The 17,686-nt window shown below is 51.4% G+C and carries 15 protein-coding genes; 11 read left to right on the forward strand and 4 right to left on the reverse strand.

Annotated elements, in window-relative coordinates; all coding sequences use genetic code 11:
* Positions 1-91 precede the first annotated feature (91 nt).
* Both G535_RS0102400 and G535_RS0102405 read left to right on the forward strand, forming a co-directional pair.
* On the forward strand, positions 92-964 hold the full coding sequence (locus tag G535_RS0102400) for a LysR family transcriptional regulator (RefSeq protein WP_026860605.1): 873 nt from the start codon (positions 92-94) through the stop codon (positions 962-964).
* A gap of 164 nt (positions 965-1,128) precedes the next feature.
* Positions 1,129-2,652 (forward strand): acetyl-CoA hydrolase/transferase family protein, encoded by a 1,524-nt coding sequence (locus G535_RS0102405; RefSeq protein ID WP_026860606.1) that lies wholly within the window; start codon positions 1,129-1,131, stop codon positions 2,650-2,652.
* 52 nt (positions 2,653-2,704) lie between these two features.
* On the opposite strand, the gene G535_RS0102410 is transcribed toward G535_RS0102405, so the two are convergent.
* Positions 2,705-2,983 carry a peptidylprolyl isomerase gene (locus G535_RS0102410; RefSeq protein ID WP_026860607.1) on the reverse strand — a complete coding sequence of 93 codons (279 nt, stop codon included), beginning with the start codon at positions 2,981-2,983 and terminating at the stop codon, positions 2,705-2,707.
* A 106-nt stretch (positions 2,984-3,089) separates the two neighbouring features.
* Here G535_RS0102410 and G535_RS12700 point away from each other — a divergent pair, with 106 nt between their 5' ends.
* From G535_RS12700 to G535_RS0102425, 3 genes are read left to right on the forward strand one after another with little or no spacing between them, the layout of a single operon-like run.
* Complete coding sequence (locus G535_RS12700; protein WP_084616757.1) at positions 3,090-5,939, forward strand: bifunctional diguanylate cyclase/phosphodiesterase; 2,850 nt, start codon at positions 3,090-3,092, stop codon at positions 5,937-5,939.
* A gap of 33 nt (positions 5,940-5,972) precedes the next feature.
* Positions 5,973-6,701, forward strand: a complete 729-nt coding sequence (locus G535_RS13790; protein ID WP_051206909.1) for an AraC family transcriptional regulator — start codon at positions 5,973-5,975, stop codon at positions 6,699-6,701.
* Between the two features lie 18 nt (positions 6,702-6,719).
* Positions 6,720-7,130 (forward strand): DUF3703 domain-containing protein, encoded by a 411-nt coding sequence (locus G535_RS0102425; protein ID WP_026860608.1) that lies wholly within the window; start codon positions 6,720-6,722, stop codon positions 7,128-7,130.
* 47 nt (positions 7,131-7,177) lie between these two features.
* On the opposite strand, the gene G535_RS0102430 is transcribed toward G535_RS0102425, so the two are convergent.
* Positions 7,178-9,955 (reverse strand): TonB-dependent receptor, encoded by a 2,778-nt coding sequence (locus tag G535_RS0102430; RefSeq protein ID WP_026860609.1) that lies wholly within the window; start codon positions 9,953-9,955, stop codon positions 7,178-7,180.
* A gap of 213 nt (positions 9,956-10,168) precedes the next feature.
* Between G535_RS0102430 and G535_RS12710 the strand changes: the two genes are divergently transcribed.
* The 6 genes from G535_RS12710 (at position 10,169) to G535_RS12715 (ending at position 16,597) form a co-directional block, all read left to right on the forward strand.
* A complete protein-coding gene (locus G535_RS12710) occupies positions 10,169-10,783 on the forward strand; it encodes an inorganic diphosphatase (protein WP_084616758.1) in 615 nt (204 codons plus the stop codon).
* A gap of 106 nt (positions 10,784-10,889) precedes the next feature.
* Positions 10,890-13,265, forward strand: coding sequence for a TonB-dependent receptor domain-containing protein (locus tag G535_RS0102440; protein ID WP_026860610.1), 2,376 nt, complete (start codon positions 10,890-10,892; stop codon positions 13,263-13,265).
* Entirely contained in the window at positions 13,265-13,867 is a 603-nt protein-coding gene (locus tag G535_RS0102445; RefSeq protein WP_034727360.1) for a PepSY-associated TM helix domain-containing protein, read from the forward strand. The genes G535_RS0102440 and G535_RS0102445 overlap by 1 nt, the downstream gene beginning before the upstream one ends.
* Before the next feature lie 19 nt (positions 13,868-13,886).
* The gene (locus tag G535_RS0102450; protein WP_026860612.1) at positions 13,887-14,402 is read left to right on the forward strand and encodes a DUF2271 domain-containing protein; all 516 of its coding nucleotides are present in this window, start codon (positions 13,887-13,889) and stop codon (positions 14,400-14,402) included.
* Between the two features lie 23 nt (positions 14,403-14,425).
* Positions 14,426-15,259, forward strand: a complete 834-nt coding sequence (locus G535_RS0102455) for a DUF4198 domain-containing protein (RefSeq protein WP_084616759.1) — start codon at positions 14,426-14,428, stop codon at positions 15,257-15,259.
* Positions 15,260-15,283: 24 nt separating this feature from the next.
* Complete coding sequence (locus G535_RS12715; RefSeq protein WP_051206911.1) at positions 15,284-16,597, forward strand: NADPH cytochrome P450 oxidoreductase family protein; 1,314 nt, start codon at positions 15,284-15,286, stop codon at positions 16,595-16,597.
* 1 nt (position 16,598) lies between these two features.
* Here the strand turns inward: G535_RS12715 and G535_RS12720 are convergent, their stop codons facing one another.
* Together G535_RS12720 and upp are read right to left on the reverse strand one after the other, a co-directional pair.
* Positions 16,599-16,886 (reverse strand): hypothetical protein, encoded by a 288-nt coding sequence (locus G535_RS12720; RefSeq protein WP_051206934.1) that lies wholly within the window; start codon positions 16,884-16,886, stop codon positions 16,599-16,601.
* Between the two features lie 87 nt (positions 16,887-16,973).
* Positions 16,974-17,603 carry a uracil phosphoribosyltransferase gene (gene upp / locus G535_RS0102470; protein WP_026860614.1) on the reverse strand — a complete coding sequence of 210 codons (630 nt, stop codon included), beginning with the start codon at positions 17,601-17,603 and terminating at the stop codon, positions 16,974-16,976.
* Between the last annotated feature and the right edge of the window lie 83 nt (positions 17,604-17,686).

Consider the following 17,686-nt stretch of genomic DNA (forward strand, 5'->3'; position numbering starts at 1 on the left):
CGTGGTTTATTTGTTCTATAATCTGTCTAAAATGAAAATGATTATTTCATATGTGAAATAATAAGCCGGTTACGAGACGAAGGAGCAGAGCGTGGCACAGTGGGAAGGCGTAAGTGAGTTTGTGGCTGTGGCGCAGTTTGGCAGTTTTACTGCGGCCGCGAATAAGCTTGGGAGTACAGTCGTTAAAGTCAGTCGGCGCGTGTCGCAACTCGAGCAGCGCCTCGGCGTTAAGCTGCTGCATCGTACCACCCGCAAAGTCACGCTAACTGAGGCCGGGCGCGTGTATTTTGGGCAGTGCAAGCATTTGGTTGAAGGCCTTGAAAATGCCGAGCTGGCGGTTACGCAAATGCAAAGTGAGCCACGCGGTGTGTTGAAAGTGACGGCACCTGTGACCTATGGGGAAAAGTATGTGGCACCGCTGGCCCATCGGTTTTTGCAGCAGTATCCGCAGGTGGATCTCGATTTAAACTTAACCAACCAGACCTTAGATTTGGTTGATAGCGGCATCGATGTCGCGATTCGTCTTGGCCGTTTGCAAGACTCGACCTTGATTGCCAAGCGCTTAGGCGAGCGGCAACTGTTGGTCTGCGCGGCGCCAGATTATCTCGCTGAGCATGGCGAACCACAGACCTTAGCGCAACTCATACAGCATCAGTGCTTGGTGGGCTCGGTGGATGTGTGGCGCTTTTCTGAGCAAGGCAGCGGTAAAGCCTTGCGGGTCAGCGGGCGTATTCGCTGTAACTCGGGAGTCGCCTTGCTTGATGCTGCCTGTGCAGGGCTGGGGTTAGTGCAATTACCGGAGTATTACGTCGCGGATCGCATTGCCTCAGGTGCATTGCAGGAAGTTTTAACGGAGTATCGTGATGAACGCGAAGGTATTTGGGCGGTGTACACACCGAATCGAAACTTGTCAGCTAAGGTACGGTTATTTATCGATTTTTTAGCCGAATCCTTGGCGGGATAAGCGCCTAAGTCGTATTAGACTTTGGTCGTAAACCCCCTTCGAAAAGCCCTGAACATTAGGCTTTTCTTAACACTCTGGGCTAGAATAGCGGGCTTTATGCGTCTGCATGGCTAACTTAATACGCAAAGAATGCAGTCTTGTGAATTAACGATTTAGGTCATCTCATGTCTACAGAATCTCGAATTTTATGTCCGCAGTTGCAACAGAAAGTCATGTCGGCTGATGAAGCAGCAGCGATGATCCCAGCGGGTGCTACCGTGGGAATGAGTGGTTTTACTGGCGCAGGTTATCCAAAAGCGGTACCTGGTGCGTTGGCTGAACGCATTAAAGCGCACAATGCGACCGGCGCTGCGCCGTTTCGTATCAATGTACTGACCGGTGCTTCTACAGCGCCTGAGCTCGACGGTAAATTGGCTGAAGTGGATGGCATCGAATTGCGTTTGCCGTTCCAAAGTGATCCTATCTGTCGTGATCGCATCAACACCGGCAGCATGAATTACACCGACTTGCACTTATCGGAAGTGTCGCAGTACGCGTGGTCAGGCTTTTTCGGCAAAATGGATATTGCGGTGATTGAAGTCATCGGTATCCGTGAAGATGGCTCGTTGATCCCATCGTCTTCTGTCGGTAACAACAAAACCTGGATTGAACAGGCTGACAAAGTCATTTTAGAAGTGAACAGCAAGCAACCACTGCGCATGGAAGGCATGCACGATGTTTATTACGGTACCGCGTTGCCGCCACATCGTAAGCCAATTATGTTGACCGAAGCGGGTCAGCGCATTGGTGAGCACTATTTGCGTTGCCCGATTGAGAAAGTTGTCGCTGTGGTTGAGACCGACTCGCCTGATCGAAACTCGCCGTTTAAAAAGCCAGATGATGCCTCACGCAAAATTGCTGAGCACATTCTTGAGTTCTTTGATCGTGAAATCAAACTTGGCCGCCTGCCGAAAGAGCTATTACCGTTACAGTCAGGTGTCGGTAACATTCCGAATGCTGTGCTTGAAGCGCTTGATAGTGGTCCTTATAAAAACCTAACGGCGTACACCGAAGTTATTCAAGACGGTATGCTGAAAATGTTGAAGTCAGGTACCTTGTCGGTTGCGTCAGCAACGTCGTTCTCGCTAAGCCCAGATGGCATTGCCGAGTTTGAAGAGAATATTGAGTTGTACCGCGAGAAGATCATCTTGCGTCAACAAGATATCAGTAACCACCCTGAAGTGGCGCGCCGTTTGGGCGTGATCGCTACCAACGGTATGATCGAAGCCGACATCTACGGAAACGTGAACTCGACCCACGTAATGGGTACCCGAATGATGAACGGTATCGGTGGTTCAGGTGACTTTGCTCGCAACGGCTATTTGTCGATCTTCATGTCGCCGTCAACGGCCAAAGACGGCAAAATTTCTGCCATCGTGCCAATGGTGTCGCATGTTGACCATACCGAGCATGACGTGAAAATTATCGTTACTGAGCAAGGTTTGGCGGATTTACGTGGTTTGTCGCCGCGTCAACGTGCGTTGGAAGTGATCAACAAATGCGCGCACCCAGATTTTAAAGCGCAACTGCTCGATTATTATGAGCGCGCGTGCGCCAGTGGTCGTGGCATGCACACGCCGCACTTGTTGAGTGAAGCGTTGAGCTGGCATGAACGGTTTGAGCAAACTGGCACCATGAAGCCAGAGTAACTCGCAAAAAGCGCTGCTGTGAAAACGGTAGCGCTTTTTTCATGGTCAGTGGTTAACTGCGCGATAAGGTTTTAATCAGGTGCCAGCCAAACTTGGTTTTCACCGGGCCGTGCACTTCGAGGGTCGGCTTGCCGAACACCACTTTATCGAAGGCGGGGACCATATCGCCACGGCGAAATTCGCCTAAGTCACCACCTTTTTTGCCCGACGGGCAAAGCGAATGTTTGCGCGCTAGGTCTGCAAAACGGGCGCCGCCGTCGAGTTGCTTCTTTAACGCAATCGCTTCGGCTTGCGTTTTTACCAAAATATGTAGTGCTTGCGCTTTAGCCATGTGAGCTCCTCCGAGCAAGTTAATGCGAATAATTCATTGATTGTTTGGGCCAGCTCTAGCACTATACACCTACGAACCATATGGGTATGTTACGTAGTTGTCATCAATGCGAAGATGGATTCACCCCAGTCATTTAAGCGATTTAAAGCGCGCGTCCTACGCATTTTTGTGGGCGATGCTTTTTATTGCCTGTGTCGTGGTCGTGAAAGCAAACGACTGGTGGCACAGCGAAGATAACTACCTTGCCCTGCACTCCTTCCTCGAAGTCATCGCTATCTGTGTTGCGGTGCTTATTTTCGCGATTGTCTGGAACACGCGCAAGTACCATAGGAATGATAATTTACTACTGCTGGCGTGTTTGATGCTGGTGGTGGGGATGTTTGATTTTAGCCATGTGCTGTCCTACAAAGGCATGCCGCATTATTTTACCCCCTCCGATCCGGACAAAGCTATCCATTTTTGGTTGCTGGCGCGGCTGTGCTCGGCGTTGGCCTTACTGGCGTTAGCGATTCGGCCGTGGTGGCGGGTATGCCGTTTACCAGCGTACCCAACCCTTATTGGTTTTGTGGGGTTAACGGCGTTGCTGAGCCATATTGTGGTGTTTTATCCGCACTGGTTGCCAGCAACCTTTGTGGAAGGTGTCGGGCTAACGCCCTTTAAGATTTACACAGAGTATGTGCTGATTGCGCTGTTTTTAACTGCAGCGTTGTTGTTTGGTCTGCATTTACAGTTCCCGAAAAGCGCCAATATCGGCGCTTTGGTGGTGGTGTGTTTACTGGCGGCGGTCAGTGAGTACTTTTTTACCTTGTATGCCGATGTGACGGACACCTACAACCTTTTTGGTCACATTTACAAAATCATTGCCTACCTATTTTTGTACCGTGCCATTTACGTTGAGACGGTAACTCGTCCTTATCAAGAAGTGAATCAGGCGGAACGCCAATTAGCGACGACGTTAGCTACCCTGCCAGACTCCGTATTTGAGCTGTCGTCTCAGGGCATTGTGCTACGAATTTTTTCGAGTAACGATGAAGGCATACTGACGAATCCTGACTATATCGGTCGCTCAGTACGCGATGTATTTCCGCCATCCGTGACGGAAAAATTACTCGATGCTATGCAACAAGCACGGCAACAGTCGCTCAGTTATCGCGTTGTGGTGACCTTGCCGCACGAAGGTGGGGCACGTCACTTTGAACTGTCGGTGGGGCGTCATGACAATCTAGAAACGCATATCGCTTCCTACCTAGTGAGCGCGCGTGATGTGACCCGTCGTATTCAGCAAAATGAAACCGTTGAAATGTTATCGCTGGTCGTTGAGCAAAACCCCAACCCGATTTTAATTACCGATACCGATGCCAAAATTGACTATGTGAATAAGGCCTATGTTGAGAGCAGTGGCTACAGCAAGTACGAGTTGATGGGCAACAACCCTAGCATGACCAGTGCTGGCAAAACCTCGAAAGCGGTTTTTGAAGAGATGTGGCGTTGCCTGCATAGTGGCCAGCCTTGGTCGGGAGAGCTCATCAACCGAACCAAGCAGGGGGTGGAGTTTGTCGAGCAGACCACCATCTTCCCAATTAAAGACCAAGAAGGGCGGGTGTATAAATACATCTCCTATAAAAATGATGTCACCAAGGCGATTCAAAATGAGGAAAAAATCCATCAGCTGTCGTATTTCGATCAGCTCACAGGGTTACCGAATCGCACCGCCTATGAATTGTATTATCAAAGCGACTTTGTCCGGCAAAAGCTACCTAGCAGTGCGTTGTTTTATCTGAACTTAGATAACTTTAAGTTGATTAATGACGCCTTAGGCTCGGAGAACGGCAACATTGTTTTGCAGAAAGTTGCTGAACGCCTGCGTCACTTTGCTGAGGATACGAAACACGTCTATCGGTTAACCGGTGACGTGTTTGTGTGCTTGTTGCCTAGCGTGAAAACCTCAGCCGTTGCCCAAGTTGCAATGCAGCTGTTAAAAGCCCTGAAAGCGCCTTTGGTTGTTGACGAGCAACAGGTAGTGGTTACAGCATCAATGGGCGTCATGTTGTTTGCTGCCGATAAAAGCAGTGCCAATGAGGTGTTGCAACGCGCCGAATCTGCTATGTATGAAGCGAAAAACCGCGGGCGCAATAACTTTCAGTTCTATACCCCTGAGCGCCATTCGCACGCCGGACAACAACTAAAGCTAATTAATGCACTTAATTTTGCGTTAGAACGTGATGAGTTTTCGTTGGTGTATCAGCCACAAGCAGCGGTTCCGAGCCATCGGTTGATCGGTGCAGAAGTCCTACTGCGTTGGCATTCGAGTGAACTTGGTGTCGTGTCTCCTGCCCGTTTTATCCCAATGGCGGAACGTTGTGGCTTGATCGCTGATATCGACAGTTGGGTGTTTACCCAAGTGGTGAAGCAATTACGTCGCTGGCGCGAGCAAGGGGTACCTGAGCTAGTGGTGGCGGTGAACTTGTCTGCCAGCCGTTTTGATGACCCTAAGTTGGTGCAGAGTCTCGTTCAGGTCACTGAGCAAGAGGGCGTTTCTCCGAAGTTACTTGAGCTCGAACTGACCGAAGTTGTGGCGCTGCAGAATCCCGAACAAGCATTGCAAACGATTACCGATTTGCGGGCTGCTGGTTTTCGTGTGTCGCTGGATGATTTTGGTACGGGCTATTCGTCGATTAGCTATTTGAAGCGTTTTGGTTTGGATAAGCTGAAGATCGATAAGTCGTTTGTGGATGACTTGGCGAATTTAAATGCCACCGATAAAGCGATAGTGAAGGGTATTATTGCCTTAGCGAAAAGTTTAAATATGACGGCCCTTGCCGAGGGGGTGGAAACCCCTGAGCAATGGCGTGTGCTGGAGCAACTTGGCTGTCATCAAGTGCAAGGCTATTACTACAGCAGGCCGCTTGCGCCCGAGGCGTTTGTGCAGTTTGTGCAAGAGCACTATGAGAGCTAGCAACACCAAGCAGAACAAGCTATAACTTTAGCCATGATGAATACCATTCAACTGCATGATTTTTGTACGGTCGCTATCACCGAGCGGCTGCATACTGACCCGCACCGGCACCTAGCTCATCAATGGACCATTGCGCTCGACGGTCAGCCGTTCGAAGTTGAGGTCGCGGGGGTGGCTTCACAGGTTGCTCAAGTCTTTATTCCAAGTTTAACCACACATCAGTTTTTGACGGAACAGGGCCACTTTTTAACGGTGCTGATGGACAGCGATGCAGTCTTACGTTCGCAGCAACAGTTAGCTGCATGGGTTGATACCCTTGCCCGCCAGCCGCTGACACCTGAGTTGCTTGAACAGCTGCTAGCGCAACTGGGCATGTTTAACGCCACTTTTGATCCGCGGGTGGAGCGAACCCTTGCCAGCATTCGTGAAGCTGACGCTTTGGATGACATCAGTGCCGCGCAATTGGCGGCGTTGACGGATTTGTCTGAGAGTCGCTTTTTGCATTTGTTTAAAGCGGAAGTTGGCGTACCGCTGCGGAAGTTTATTGTGTGGCAAAAAATTCGTCGCGCGTTTCGGCTGTTAACCGAGCAACCGCAGCGTAAGCTTACCGATGTGGCGGTGCAAGCAGGTTTTTATGATGCTGCTCACTTTGCCAACTATGTGCGTGAAAACTTCGGGCTTAGCCCGAGTGACATTTTACAAGGTAGCCAGTTTTTCCAAGACGATGGGTGTCAGCATTGCTCTAATGACGATCCTTCATAACGTATAGGAAAACTTAACATGGCGTCGTTACTTCGTCTGCATTATCGTCTTGCCATGCGTGACGCAAAAGTAGCTTTTGCTGCGCACAATTATGCCCAGGCCTTTCAGTTGCTCGAGCGCGCGCATGTCCTCGGGCAGCGTAATGTGCTCGCGCATTGGCAGTCACATTGGTGGATGCTGCGTTGTGGCCTGCGGCAAGGTCATCGACGGGAAGTGTTCGGGCAAGTGCTGCGGCTGTTCGCTGTGGTGCCGGGCTTTGTTTTGGGCTGGGTACCGCTCGGCAATACGGGAGGCGCCAATGTGTCTGCACTCCAACCCATGCCCATTACTGATCCAACTTTGCGAGTGATCGTGCCCACCTATAGTTGTTGGTGGGACGTCGTGATCCGCATTACTGTGGTGGCGATGATTGTTTTTGTTTGGTTCTAACGCAAAAGGCCGCGACGGATGTCACGGCCTTGCATTCATAGGTTGGATTAGAACCGTCCTTTGACCCCAATCGAGAAGGTGCGGCCGTACACTTCATGTTGCAGTGTGTGACCTTTGCTGCCTTGATAGAGTTCAAGCGGCTCGTCGTTCAAGTTGGTTCCTTCAACGACCAGTTCAAGTTGCTTTGAGAAGCGGTAAGAAGCGGTCAAATCGACTTGAGTGTGCGCTGCGGTATAGATGTCGTAACGCGCGTCATCACCCACCTCATTCAGCGATGTGTCGCGATAGGTGACACTTAAGCGGGTACTGAGGGGGCCACGTTCATAACCAATGAAAAGGTTACCGGTGGTATCTGCGGACTCAGGAATTGAAAAACTCTCGCCTTCGCGCTCAAGCAGCGCAAGTTCGGTATCCAGTAGGGTCAGGTTGGCACCAAAGAGCACGCCTTCTAAGCTGCCATCCATCACGCTGTGTTGCCAGTTGGCTTCAAAACCTTTGACTGAGGCGCTGATCGCGTTGGTTGGGCGTTCCACTTCAAAACCTTCGAAACCGGCGACGTCGCGACTGACGGTATCCACCACGTAGTTATCAATGTCTTTGTAGAACACTCCAGCCGACAGCACACTGCTTGGAGCATAGTACCAATCAAGCATCATGTCCCAGTTCATCGCTTCGTACGGCTCGAGTTCAGGGTTACCGAGTTCAACTTCTTGATCTTCAAGGTTGATTTCGGCGCGCGGCGATAAATCACCGAAACTTGGACGCGCAATGGTGTTGGTCCAAGCTGCACGTAGCTTCAGGTCTTCGCTGAGGTCATGAACGACGTGTAAACTTGGCAACACGTTGGTGTAATCGGTTTTGGCAAAACGCTCGCCGACGATGAGCTCACCTTCTTCGTCGAACAGGATTTCAGTGCCGCTGGCGTCGAACTTGGTTTGCTCAACACGCACACCAGCAATGACCCGGGTCGCGTCAAAGTCAAAGGTTCCCATCAGGTAAGCGGCGTAGACATCTTCGTCGGCGCTGTAGTCTTGGCCTTCACTTAAAGCACGGTTTTCGTCGACGTCCTTGCCGCGCTCTTTGAAGAGATCTCGGTTGGCTTGGTAGTAGGCGATGTAGTCGGCACTGCTTATACCATCACCTAAGGTTCCGAGTGAGTAGTCTGGCATGGCGCTGGTAATCTCGCTAAGTAATGCCGCTGGCACATCGCGCAGCTCAAGTTCCGCAACATCGGCCATCTTTTCCTTCATGCGCACATCGACACCGGTTTTCAGCGTTAATGAAGGGATGCCAAAGGCAACAGGAATTTCAGCGTTAAAGCCGAAGGCGTAGTCATCATCGTCAATGATTTTCGGTTCAAGTACTGCGCGGTCGAGGACGAAATTGGCATTATCGAGGTGACGCTGGCTCAGTTGATCGCCTTCGTAGAGTGCGAACGACGGTAAGCCATCGCCAAATGCAAACGCTGCAGTAAGATCATCGTGTTGGTATTCGTAACGGCCTTCGTTTTCGTCAAGCACACGCTCGCGGGTTTTCGAGTAGCCGACATGGTAATCCAGGCTCCATGCTTGAAAGTGATGCTCGCCACCAAGGTTCATGGCAAGGGTGTCTTGCTCTTTGGTGCGGAAACGAATGCGTCGTTTGATACTGTCGGCGGGGAGGTCGGCACGGCCACTGGTGCCGGTAAACTCCAGCAAATCACCGTCTTCAAATGAGAAAATGCTACGTTGACGGGTTTCGGCGTCAACGAACTCGCTATAAATAGTGTTAAAGAACAAACGGCTGTTCGCGCTCGGCCGGTATTCTAAATTGACATTGGCGCCGGTGCGTTCACGGGCAACGTAATATTTACGCTGCTGCAGCTCGATCATGGAGAACACCTCATCCGCCCCAAAATCAACCTCATCGTATTCAGCTTCGAGGTTATCTGATTCCAGTTCGCGATCTTGATAGTTCAAACCAAAGGCATAACCAAACTGCTCGTTCAGCACATCACTGGCATTGAATTGTAACTTTGGACTGGTGCTGCCGCTGAGTTCGTTGTACGAACCTTCCGCGCGATAGCGTACTTGACCACCCTTGCGATCAAACGGCGATGGCGACTTTACGTCAATAGCGCCACCTAAGGCGTCACCTGGCATATCCGCTGTGGGCGCTTTGACTAACGAGATACTCTCGACGGAGCCGGTTGGAATCACATCAAGCGCGACGGCACGTGAACTGTCTTCTGGAGTACCAATGCGCACGCCGTTTAAGGTAACGGTATTCAAGCCCGGTGAGATACCACGAATGCTGACAAAGCGACCTTCACCTTGGTCGCGGGCGAGGGTGGTGCCTGGGATACGCTGCAACGACTCGGCGACGTTTTGATCGACAAACTGGCCCATATCGTCGGCAGCAATGAAGTTAGTGATGGCGTCGGCAGCGCGGTACTCATTGAGAGCACGGTTGCTGGCCTCTTGTTGACTGGTTACCTGAATACGCTCGATGCTGCTTTCGGTGCCCAGTTGCATGTTGACCTGTTGGGCTTCAGCACTGACTTGCACGGTAACTTCTTTCTCAGGTAGACCGATGTACTCGAAGACCAAAGTTTGCGCACCTTGGTTGAGCTGGCGCAAGTGATAGCGTCCGGTACTATCGGTGAAAACGCTGTGTGCGGTCCCCTTCACCGTAACTTTGACACCTTCCAGTGGCGCACCATCTGCGTTGTACACGTAGCCGTTGACCGCGGTCGCAGCGTAAGCAATCGAAGCTACGGGGGCTACCAAGGCCGCAAGAACACAACTAGCGAGTACTGAAGGGCGGTGCTGTTTGAATAAACGCATCGTGAACTTCCTTTTTGAGTGAGTTGAATTGTTGTAACCGTGTAATAAGTTCGGGTTAGGTTTTGAGCGGATTGTAAGAAGGTTTTGTGACAGCAGGATGCCTTTGCGGTGACAGCTTGGTTACAGTGTTGCGAAAATATTGCGATAGTGACACCTGCTTGTCACAGTCACGCGTTAAGTTAATGCTTTGGTTTCTAATAGATAGGTGCATCTATGCGAGCAATTCTATGTGCTGTAACTGGCCTTCTCACTGCCTGTAGTGCAGGTGAACCGATGACGACGGTACCGGCCGCGGCGTACACACAGCCGGTGCTATCCGCAAGCGCTGGGCCACAAGCCGAGAATGAATGGTTAGCGATTGTCGAAATCCCGGCCGGTACGCGAGAGAAATGGCAGCTCAGTAAACAGCAGCCGGAGCTTTTAGAGTGGGAGTTTGCGAATCAACAGCCGCGACGTATCGCCTACTTGGGCTACCCAGCGAACTACGGTGCCCTGCCGCAAACACTTGCTGCAAAAGCTGACGGCGGCGACGGGGATCCTTTAGATGTTCTGATCTTAGGCGATCCGTTGCCACGTGGGAGTCAGTTGCCGGTACGTATTATCGGGCGCATGCGAATGCTCGACAATGGTGAACAAGATGATAAGTACCTGGCGGTGCTTAGTACCGAGGAAACCTTTGGGCATCTGCGCTCGGTTACACAACTACAACGCGAGTTTCCCGGCGTGACAGCGATTTTACAGCTGTGGTTTAGCCACTATAAAGGCACTGCAGGACAGGTCTCCGAGATCAGTTTTGATGACAAGGTACCAAGCGACGATACAGCATAAGCGTTAAATTATACCCGCAAATGCGAATCACTATCATTTACATTCAATAATATTGTTTGTATCATAGCGCCCTCTATAAAAATGAAACGCTTACAGAGGGATAGACATGAACCGATTCGTACCCAGTGCTTTGGCACTGACCATTGCTGCCGTAACTAGCCATGGTGTGCTGGCGGAAGAGCGCGCCGTTCCCGACGGTGTGGAACGTATTGTCGTCACGGCGACGGGCTTCGAGCAGAAGCTGACCGACGCTCCAGCAAGTATTTCAGTGATTACTGCAGAAGAGCTTAAAGAACGCTCGTTTACCTCGCTGCTTGATGCAGTGAAATTCCAAGAAGGTATCGATATTGGTACCAGCCGTGATAAAACCGGCCAAGGCAGTATCAGCATGCGTGGTTTGACCGGCGAATACACCTTGATTTTGGTCGACGGCAAACGTCAAAACAATCACGGCGACATCTATCCTAATAACTTTGGTGGCAACGCGTTTAATCATATGCCACCACTGGCCGCCATTGATCGCATTGAAATTATTCGTGGTCCAGCGTCAACCTTGTACGGCGCGGATGCCCTTGGTGGTGTCATTAACGTGATCACCAAAAAGCACACCAAAGATTGGACCGGCTCGGTGAGCTTTGGTCGCAGCGTACAAAGTGATGATGACTTTGGTGATGACTTTACGACCGATATCAGCCTGATGGGGGCGATCATTGAAGATACCTTGAGCCTTGCTTTGCGTGGCAGCCTGTACGACCAGCAAGCGTCGTCACCACAATTTGCCCCAGCGACCGATCCTAATGGCAAGGTACATATTCGCGAACTCGGTTTTGGCAGTGGTGGCCGTACGGTTGACAACAAAGATGAGCATTACGGCTTTTCGTTGTCTTTCACACCTGCCGAAAACCACGCCTTTAAATTCGATTTTGATGATTCTCATCAGTCCTACGACAACACGCCAGAATACAACGTTGAGACGGGCGCTATTGTCTATCCGTTGGGCACCAAAGACAGTATTGAATCGCTTTGGCAAAGCCGTGGCGGAAAAGTGATGCCGCGCGCTGGTTATGCTGCCGATCAAACCTTTGATCGCACCTGGTGGTCGCTTTCACACGACGCGGACTGGGGTTTTGCTTCCAGCATGATTTCCCTTTCGTATGTCGATACCCAAAACAATGGCCGAACCTTGCCGTTGACTGTTGCCGAGCGTTTATTGTTGCAACAAATGTACGACGGTACCGGTGACTACGTTGGACTCACTGAAGACGCCCGTCGCGATATCGCCGAAGCAACCTTCTTACCACGCCCTGAGCGGCCGCTGGATAGCAATCAATATACCCTTGATGTGAAGTTCAACATGCCTGTCGAGGGATTTGCCGGATATCACAACTTTGTCTTCGGTGGCCAAGTCATTGATGGTGAGCTAAAAGACGGTGTGTTCGGGATGGAAGACGGTGCGCCTGGTGCGGTACAAGAGCAAAAAATGTACTCGCTGTTTGTCGAAGACAACTGGATGCCGATTGCTGATTTCACCTTAACTGCTGGTGTCCGTTATGACGACCATGACGTGTTTGGTAGTCAGACGTCACCGCGCTTGTATGCGGTGTACAACTTGTCGCCAAGCTGGACCGTTAAAGGTGGTGTAAGTACCGGTTATAAAACCCCGCAAACGACCGATTTATATGACGGTGTCACGGGTTTTGGTGGTCAAGGTACGAGCCCATTTGCGGGTAACCCAGACTTAAAACCTGAAACCAGCGTGAACTCAGAAGTTGCCTTGTATTGGACCTCAATGTCAGGCGACCACAACTTCAATATCACCTATTTCAATACCAAGTTCGAAGACAAGATTGCCCGTGGTGACACCATTTTAAGTTGTGAGCAAACCGGTGGCGCGAAGCCGTGTGTCAACTTAGGCGAGTACGACCAACTGGGGTATGACACCTACAGTCAAAAGATCAATATTGATGAAGTGGACTTGCAGGGCGTGGAAGTTGAGGGTAGTTACACCATCGCTGCGGATTGGTCCGTGCGTGGTAACTATACCTGGACCGACAGTGAGCAAAAGAGTGGCGCTGAAGCAGGCTTGCCACTGACCAATACCGCTGAACACATGGCGAACTTTTGGTTGAATTGGGACGTGAATGATCGCTTACGTACCTACCTACAAGCTGAAGTACGCTCAGATCGTTACCGTGGTTACGATAGTGTCCACGCGCAAGAGCTTTACTATGAAAGCTATAGCTTACTGAACCTCGGTGCCACCTATCAGCTCACCCCGAATACGCAAGTGTTCTTACGTGTGAACAACCTGCTAGACCGCGACTTTACCTCGTACACCACAACCTATACCGATTTGAACGGCGATGGCGAGTATGAGTATGTGACAGGACGTGGTGCCGTCAGTGAAGTGGTTTTCACCGATGACTACAACGTGAAAGATAAAGCCCGTAATTTCTGGCTTGGCGTGACGGTGAACTTCTAATGGCACTGCGGTTTTCGCTCGGTAGCGCAAGGCAATGGCACTGGATCAGTGGTGCCATTACCTTGGTCGGGATGGCGATGTTCGCCATCACCGGCATCACCTTAAACCATGCTGCGGACATTCCAGGCCAGCATCAGGTGGTCACCATTGAAGCACCTATCGCAGCGCCTTTGCTCGCCCAGTTGGAGCGCTTACCTGAGGGTGACGTGGTACTGCCGGCACAGTTACGCGATTACTTCCAAACCACACATGAGGTCACCATTGCTGCTGACCAGCGTGGGCAATGGGACGGTATTGAATTTTATCTCGCGATGGCGCGTCCTGGTGGCGACGCTTGGTTGGCGATTGACGCTGAGCTTGGTGAATTTATCTATGAAGGCACTGATCGCGGTTGGATTGCTTATTTCAACGATCTGCATAAAGGCCGCGATACCGGCAGCGCTTGGCGCTGGTTTCTCGATATTTTTTCAGTGGCTTGTTTGGTGTTTTGCATCACTGGATTACAGCTCTTGCTGAAGCAGTCACAGCACCGCGCCATGACCTGGCCTGTGACCGCATTAGGAGTGGTGATTCCTACGGTCTTGTTATTAGTATTTGTTTAAGTCGAAAGAGGGAATTTTTATGAAACGCTACGTCACCCTGATGACCTTGTTGACGTTATTAAGTCTCAGCCGAGTTGCTGCTGCTGAGGTGCAGTTAGAGATTGAACTGCCGCGTCTTGATGTTGCTGAGTATCACCCGCCATACGTTGCCGTATGGCTTGAAGACAGTCAGCGGCAAGCGGAACACATTGCCGTTTGGTACGACATCGCGATGCGCGATGGTGAGGGCAAGGAGTGGTTGAAGGATATGCGCCAATGGTGGCGTCGCGGCGGGCGCTCGTTGGACTTACCGATTGATGGCGTAACCGGAGCGACCAAAGGGCCGGGTACCCATACGATCAATAGCCAACTGAATCGCGTCTTAAGTGCATTACCGGCCGGTGACTATGTGCTGAATGTTGAAGCGTCGCGTGAAGTTGGCGGGCGCGAAGTATTACGCCTCCCTCTAACACTACCACTCGAGACCACTGTACTGCCGTTGGAAACCAAAGGTGAGCGCGAGCTCGCGCGGATCACCTTAACAGCCCAGAATTAATTTAAACACCCAAGGAGATGGTTATGAATGCTCGTTTCTTAAAACCTTTACTGGCGGGTTTAACCGCCGCACTTGCGCTCAGCGCACCTGCGCATGCGCACCGAGCGTGGTTATTGCCAAGTGCTACTGTGCTGTCGGGCGATAGTCCTTACATCACAGTGGATGCAGCCATTTCAAATACGCTGTTTCACCCCGATCACCATGCGTTAGCCGTCAGTGGTATTACCGTGACTGCACCAGATGGTAGCGCTGTGGAGCTGCTAAATGCCGCACAAGGGCGCTACCGCAGCACCTTCGATTTAGCCTTGGCGCAAGAAGGTACTTATCGTATTGCGCGCGCCAGTGAAGGCTTACGCGCGTTTTGGCTTGATGCTGACGGCAACCGCAAAATGTGGCCTGGGCGTGGGCAGCAAGCCGATGAATCTGAGTTTGCCACGGCAGTGCCGAAAGATGCGAAGAATTTAACGGTAATGCGCAGCGCTTCTCGCATCGAAACCTTTGTCACCGCGGGTGCGCCAACCACTGAGAATTTGCAGCCAAGCGGGAAAGGCTTGGAGCTGGTCGCACTCACCCATCCGAATGACCTATTTGCCACTGAGCAAGCGAACTTCCAGCTGTTGATTGCAGGCGAGCCAGCTGCAGGGGCAGAGATTGAAGTGGTGCGCGGTGGTATGCGCTATCGCAACAGTCAAGATGCCATTGTGGTGACTGCCGATAGTGAAGGTAAGTTCTCGGTAACTTGGCCTGAGGCCGGTATGTACTTTATGGAAGCATCGTACCGTGATGATAAAGCGGCGGCACCAGCAACTGAGCGCCGTGGTTCCTACGCAGCAACCTTCGAAGTGCTGCCGTTTTAAGTTTGTCGGTTAAGGAAGGTGGTAATGTCGGAGGGACAGCAGGTTTATCTCGCTTTCACGATTGTTGTGGTTTGGACATTATGGACGTGTCGAACTGTTTGGCGAGAATTCCGTTCGCGTGCCGTGCCAACGGCGTTATCGCCTTCCACCCTAGTGGTTGCTTACGCGAGCCAGACGGGTACTGCCAAGGCGCTCGCTGAACAAAAAGTTGCAGCCTTGCAGCAGCAGTTTCCTGAGGTGCAGCTACGGGCGTTGTCCGAGCTGACGCTCACTGATGTGCAAAAGGTTACGCGCATGATTTTTGTGGTGAGCACCTATGGCGAAGGAGAGCCGCCAGATAATGGTCGACGCTTTTATCGCCAATTACTGCGGTTGGTGGCCGACGGGGTGAACTTATCACATATGGGGTATGAGATCGTTGCTTTAGGCGATCGTCGTTATCCTCGTTTTTGTGAGTTTGGCATTCAACTGGATGCTGCGCTGCAAGCTGCCAAGGCGCAACGATTGCAGCCGATGCTCAAGCATGATCGGATGACACAAGTAACGTCTGATAATGTCGATGATGCGTGCGTTTGGCAGCTAACGGAGCGTTCGCGTTTGAATGGGCGCGCTTCAGATGGGCTCTATTTATTACGACTTAGCACCGAGCAGGCATTGCCGCAGTGGCGTGCAGGTGACGTACTTGACGTGCTGCCTTGTTATCACCCCGGCAGCGATGCCGAACGCCCTGAGCACGCGCCGCGCAGTTATTCGATCGCATCAGTGCCCGCCGAGGGGCAGTTGCTACTGATTGTGCGTCAACAGGTCAACGCAGCGGGTCAGTTAGGGCTGTGCTCCGGCTGGCTAACGCAGTCGTTGACACCAGGCGCTAAGCTCTTAGGTCGCGTGCGTCGCAATACCATGTGTCACCTGAGTGACCTGCAAGCACCGTTGCTGCTGATTGGCGCCGGCAGTGGTCTTGCCGGTTTACGCAGCCAGATTGCACAGCGCGCCCAACATGCGGACGCGGGCCCTATTTGGCTCATTTATGGCGAGCGCTTCCCGCAGGAGGACGTACCCTTGGCGCAAGAAATTGACCAGTGGCTGCAGCGAGGTGTCCTTCGTCGGGTGGATAGGGTCTTTTCGCGAGATGCGCAAGCTCCCGCTTACGTGCAGTCGGTGATCAGTGAGAAAGCTGCGCAAGTACAGGAGTTTCTTGGACAACAAGGGCATGTGTATGTGTGTGGTAGCTATGCGCGCATGGGGACCGGTGTCGAGCGCAGTTTACGCGATGCCATAGGAGAGCAGAGCGTCGATCAATTGCTACACGAGCAGCGCTATCACCGTGATCTCTATTAAATTAGTGCTGAAACTCTTTATCCTTGGCTCGCTGTTGCGCCTCCGCTGAGCGGGTCATATTCGGGTTGGTGTTTTCCTCATGCTCCATCAATAAAATGGTGAGGTAGATTTTGGTCGGGAGTGAGAGGACTACGCCGATGGCGCTAAAGGCTGCCCCGAGTATAAAACCCCGAGGACCAATCGCATCATTACTAAAGGTGATCGCAAGCACGATATGACCGCAAACCAACAGGCAAATGCCAAGGATCATCGCGCCTTTTAGCAGTCGAACCTGTTGTTTCTCGGTCATCGCAATCACCCGCACTTTAATTTAGTTAGTGCTTAACTATAGATGCTCCAGTTTGCTTTTGCCTATGATCTGGATCAATAGAAGTGATTAACGCGTACCGAAAATACGATCACCTGCATCACCAAGCCCTGGCACAATGTAGCCATCATCGTTCAGACGCTCATCTAGCGCTGCGGTATAAATCGCGACATCAGGATGCGCTGCCGTGACTTTCGCGACCCCTTCCGGTGCAGCAACGAGCACTAACACCCGAATTTCTTTACAGCCTTTAGCTTTGAGCATATCAAGGGTGGCAATCATGGTACCGCCTGTAGCGAGCATGGGGTCAATCACAAGGGCGGTACGTTGTGCTAAGTCGCTGGCGAGCTTTTCAAAATAGGCCACCGGCTCTAATGTTGTTTCATCGCGATACAAACCTACGACACTAATCTTTGCTGCGGGAATTAAGTCCACTACGCCATCAAGCATGCCCAGCCCGGCGCGCAGAATAGGTACTACGGTCACCTTCTTGCCGCGCAGCTGTTGCACTTCAATCGCTTTGTGATCCCAACCGGGAACTTCAGTGGGTTCCAATTCAAAATCACTTGTGGCTTCATAAGTCAGCAGGGCGCTGACTTCGTTGGCGAGTTCTCTAAAGCTTTTGGTCGAAAGCCTTACGTCGCGCATTAATCCAAGTTTGTGTTGAATAAGCGGGTGAGAAACGATGTGCAGCGCCATAAGTACCTCTTTACAGTAAAATTGTTGGATTAGTGTCGATCTGAATGAGAATACAGGATATAACAAGATAGATTTTAGCAAAA

It is taken from the genome of Pseudidiomarina sediminum DSM 21906, assembly GCF_000423165.1.
GTDB lineage: Bacteria > Pseudomonadota > Gammaproteobacteria > Enterobacterales > Alteromonadaceae > Pseudidiomarina > Pseudidiomarina sediminum.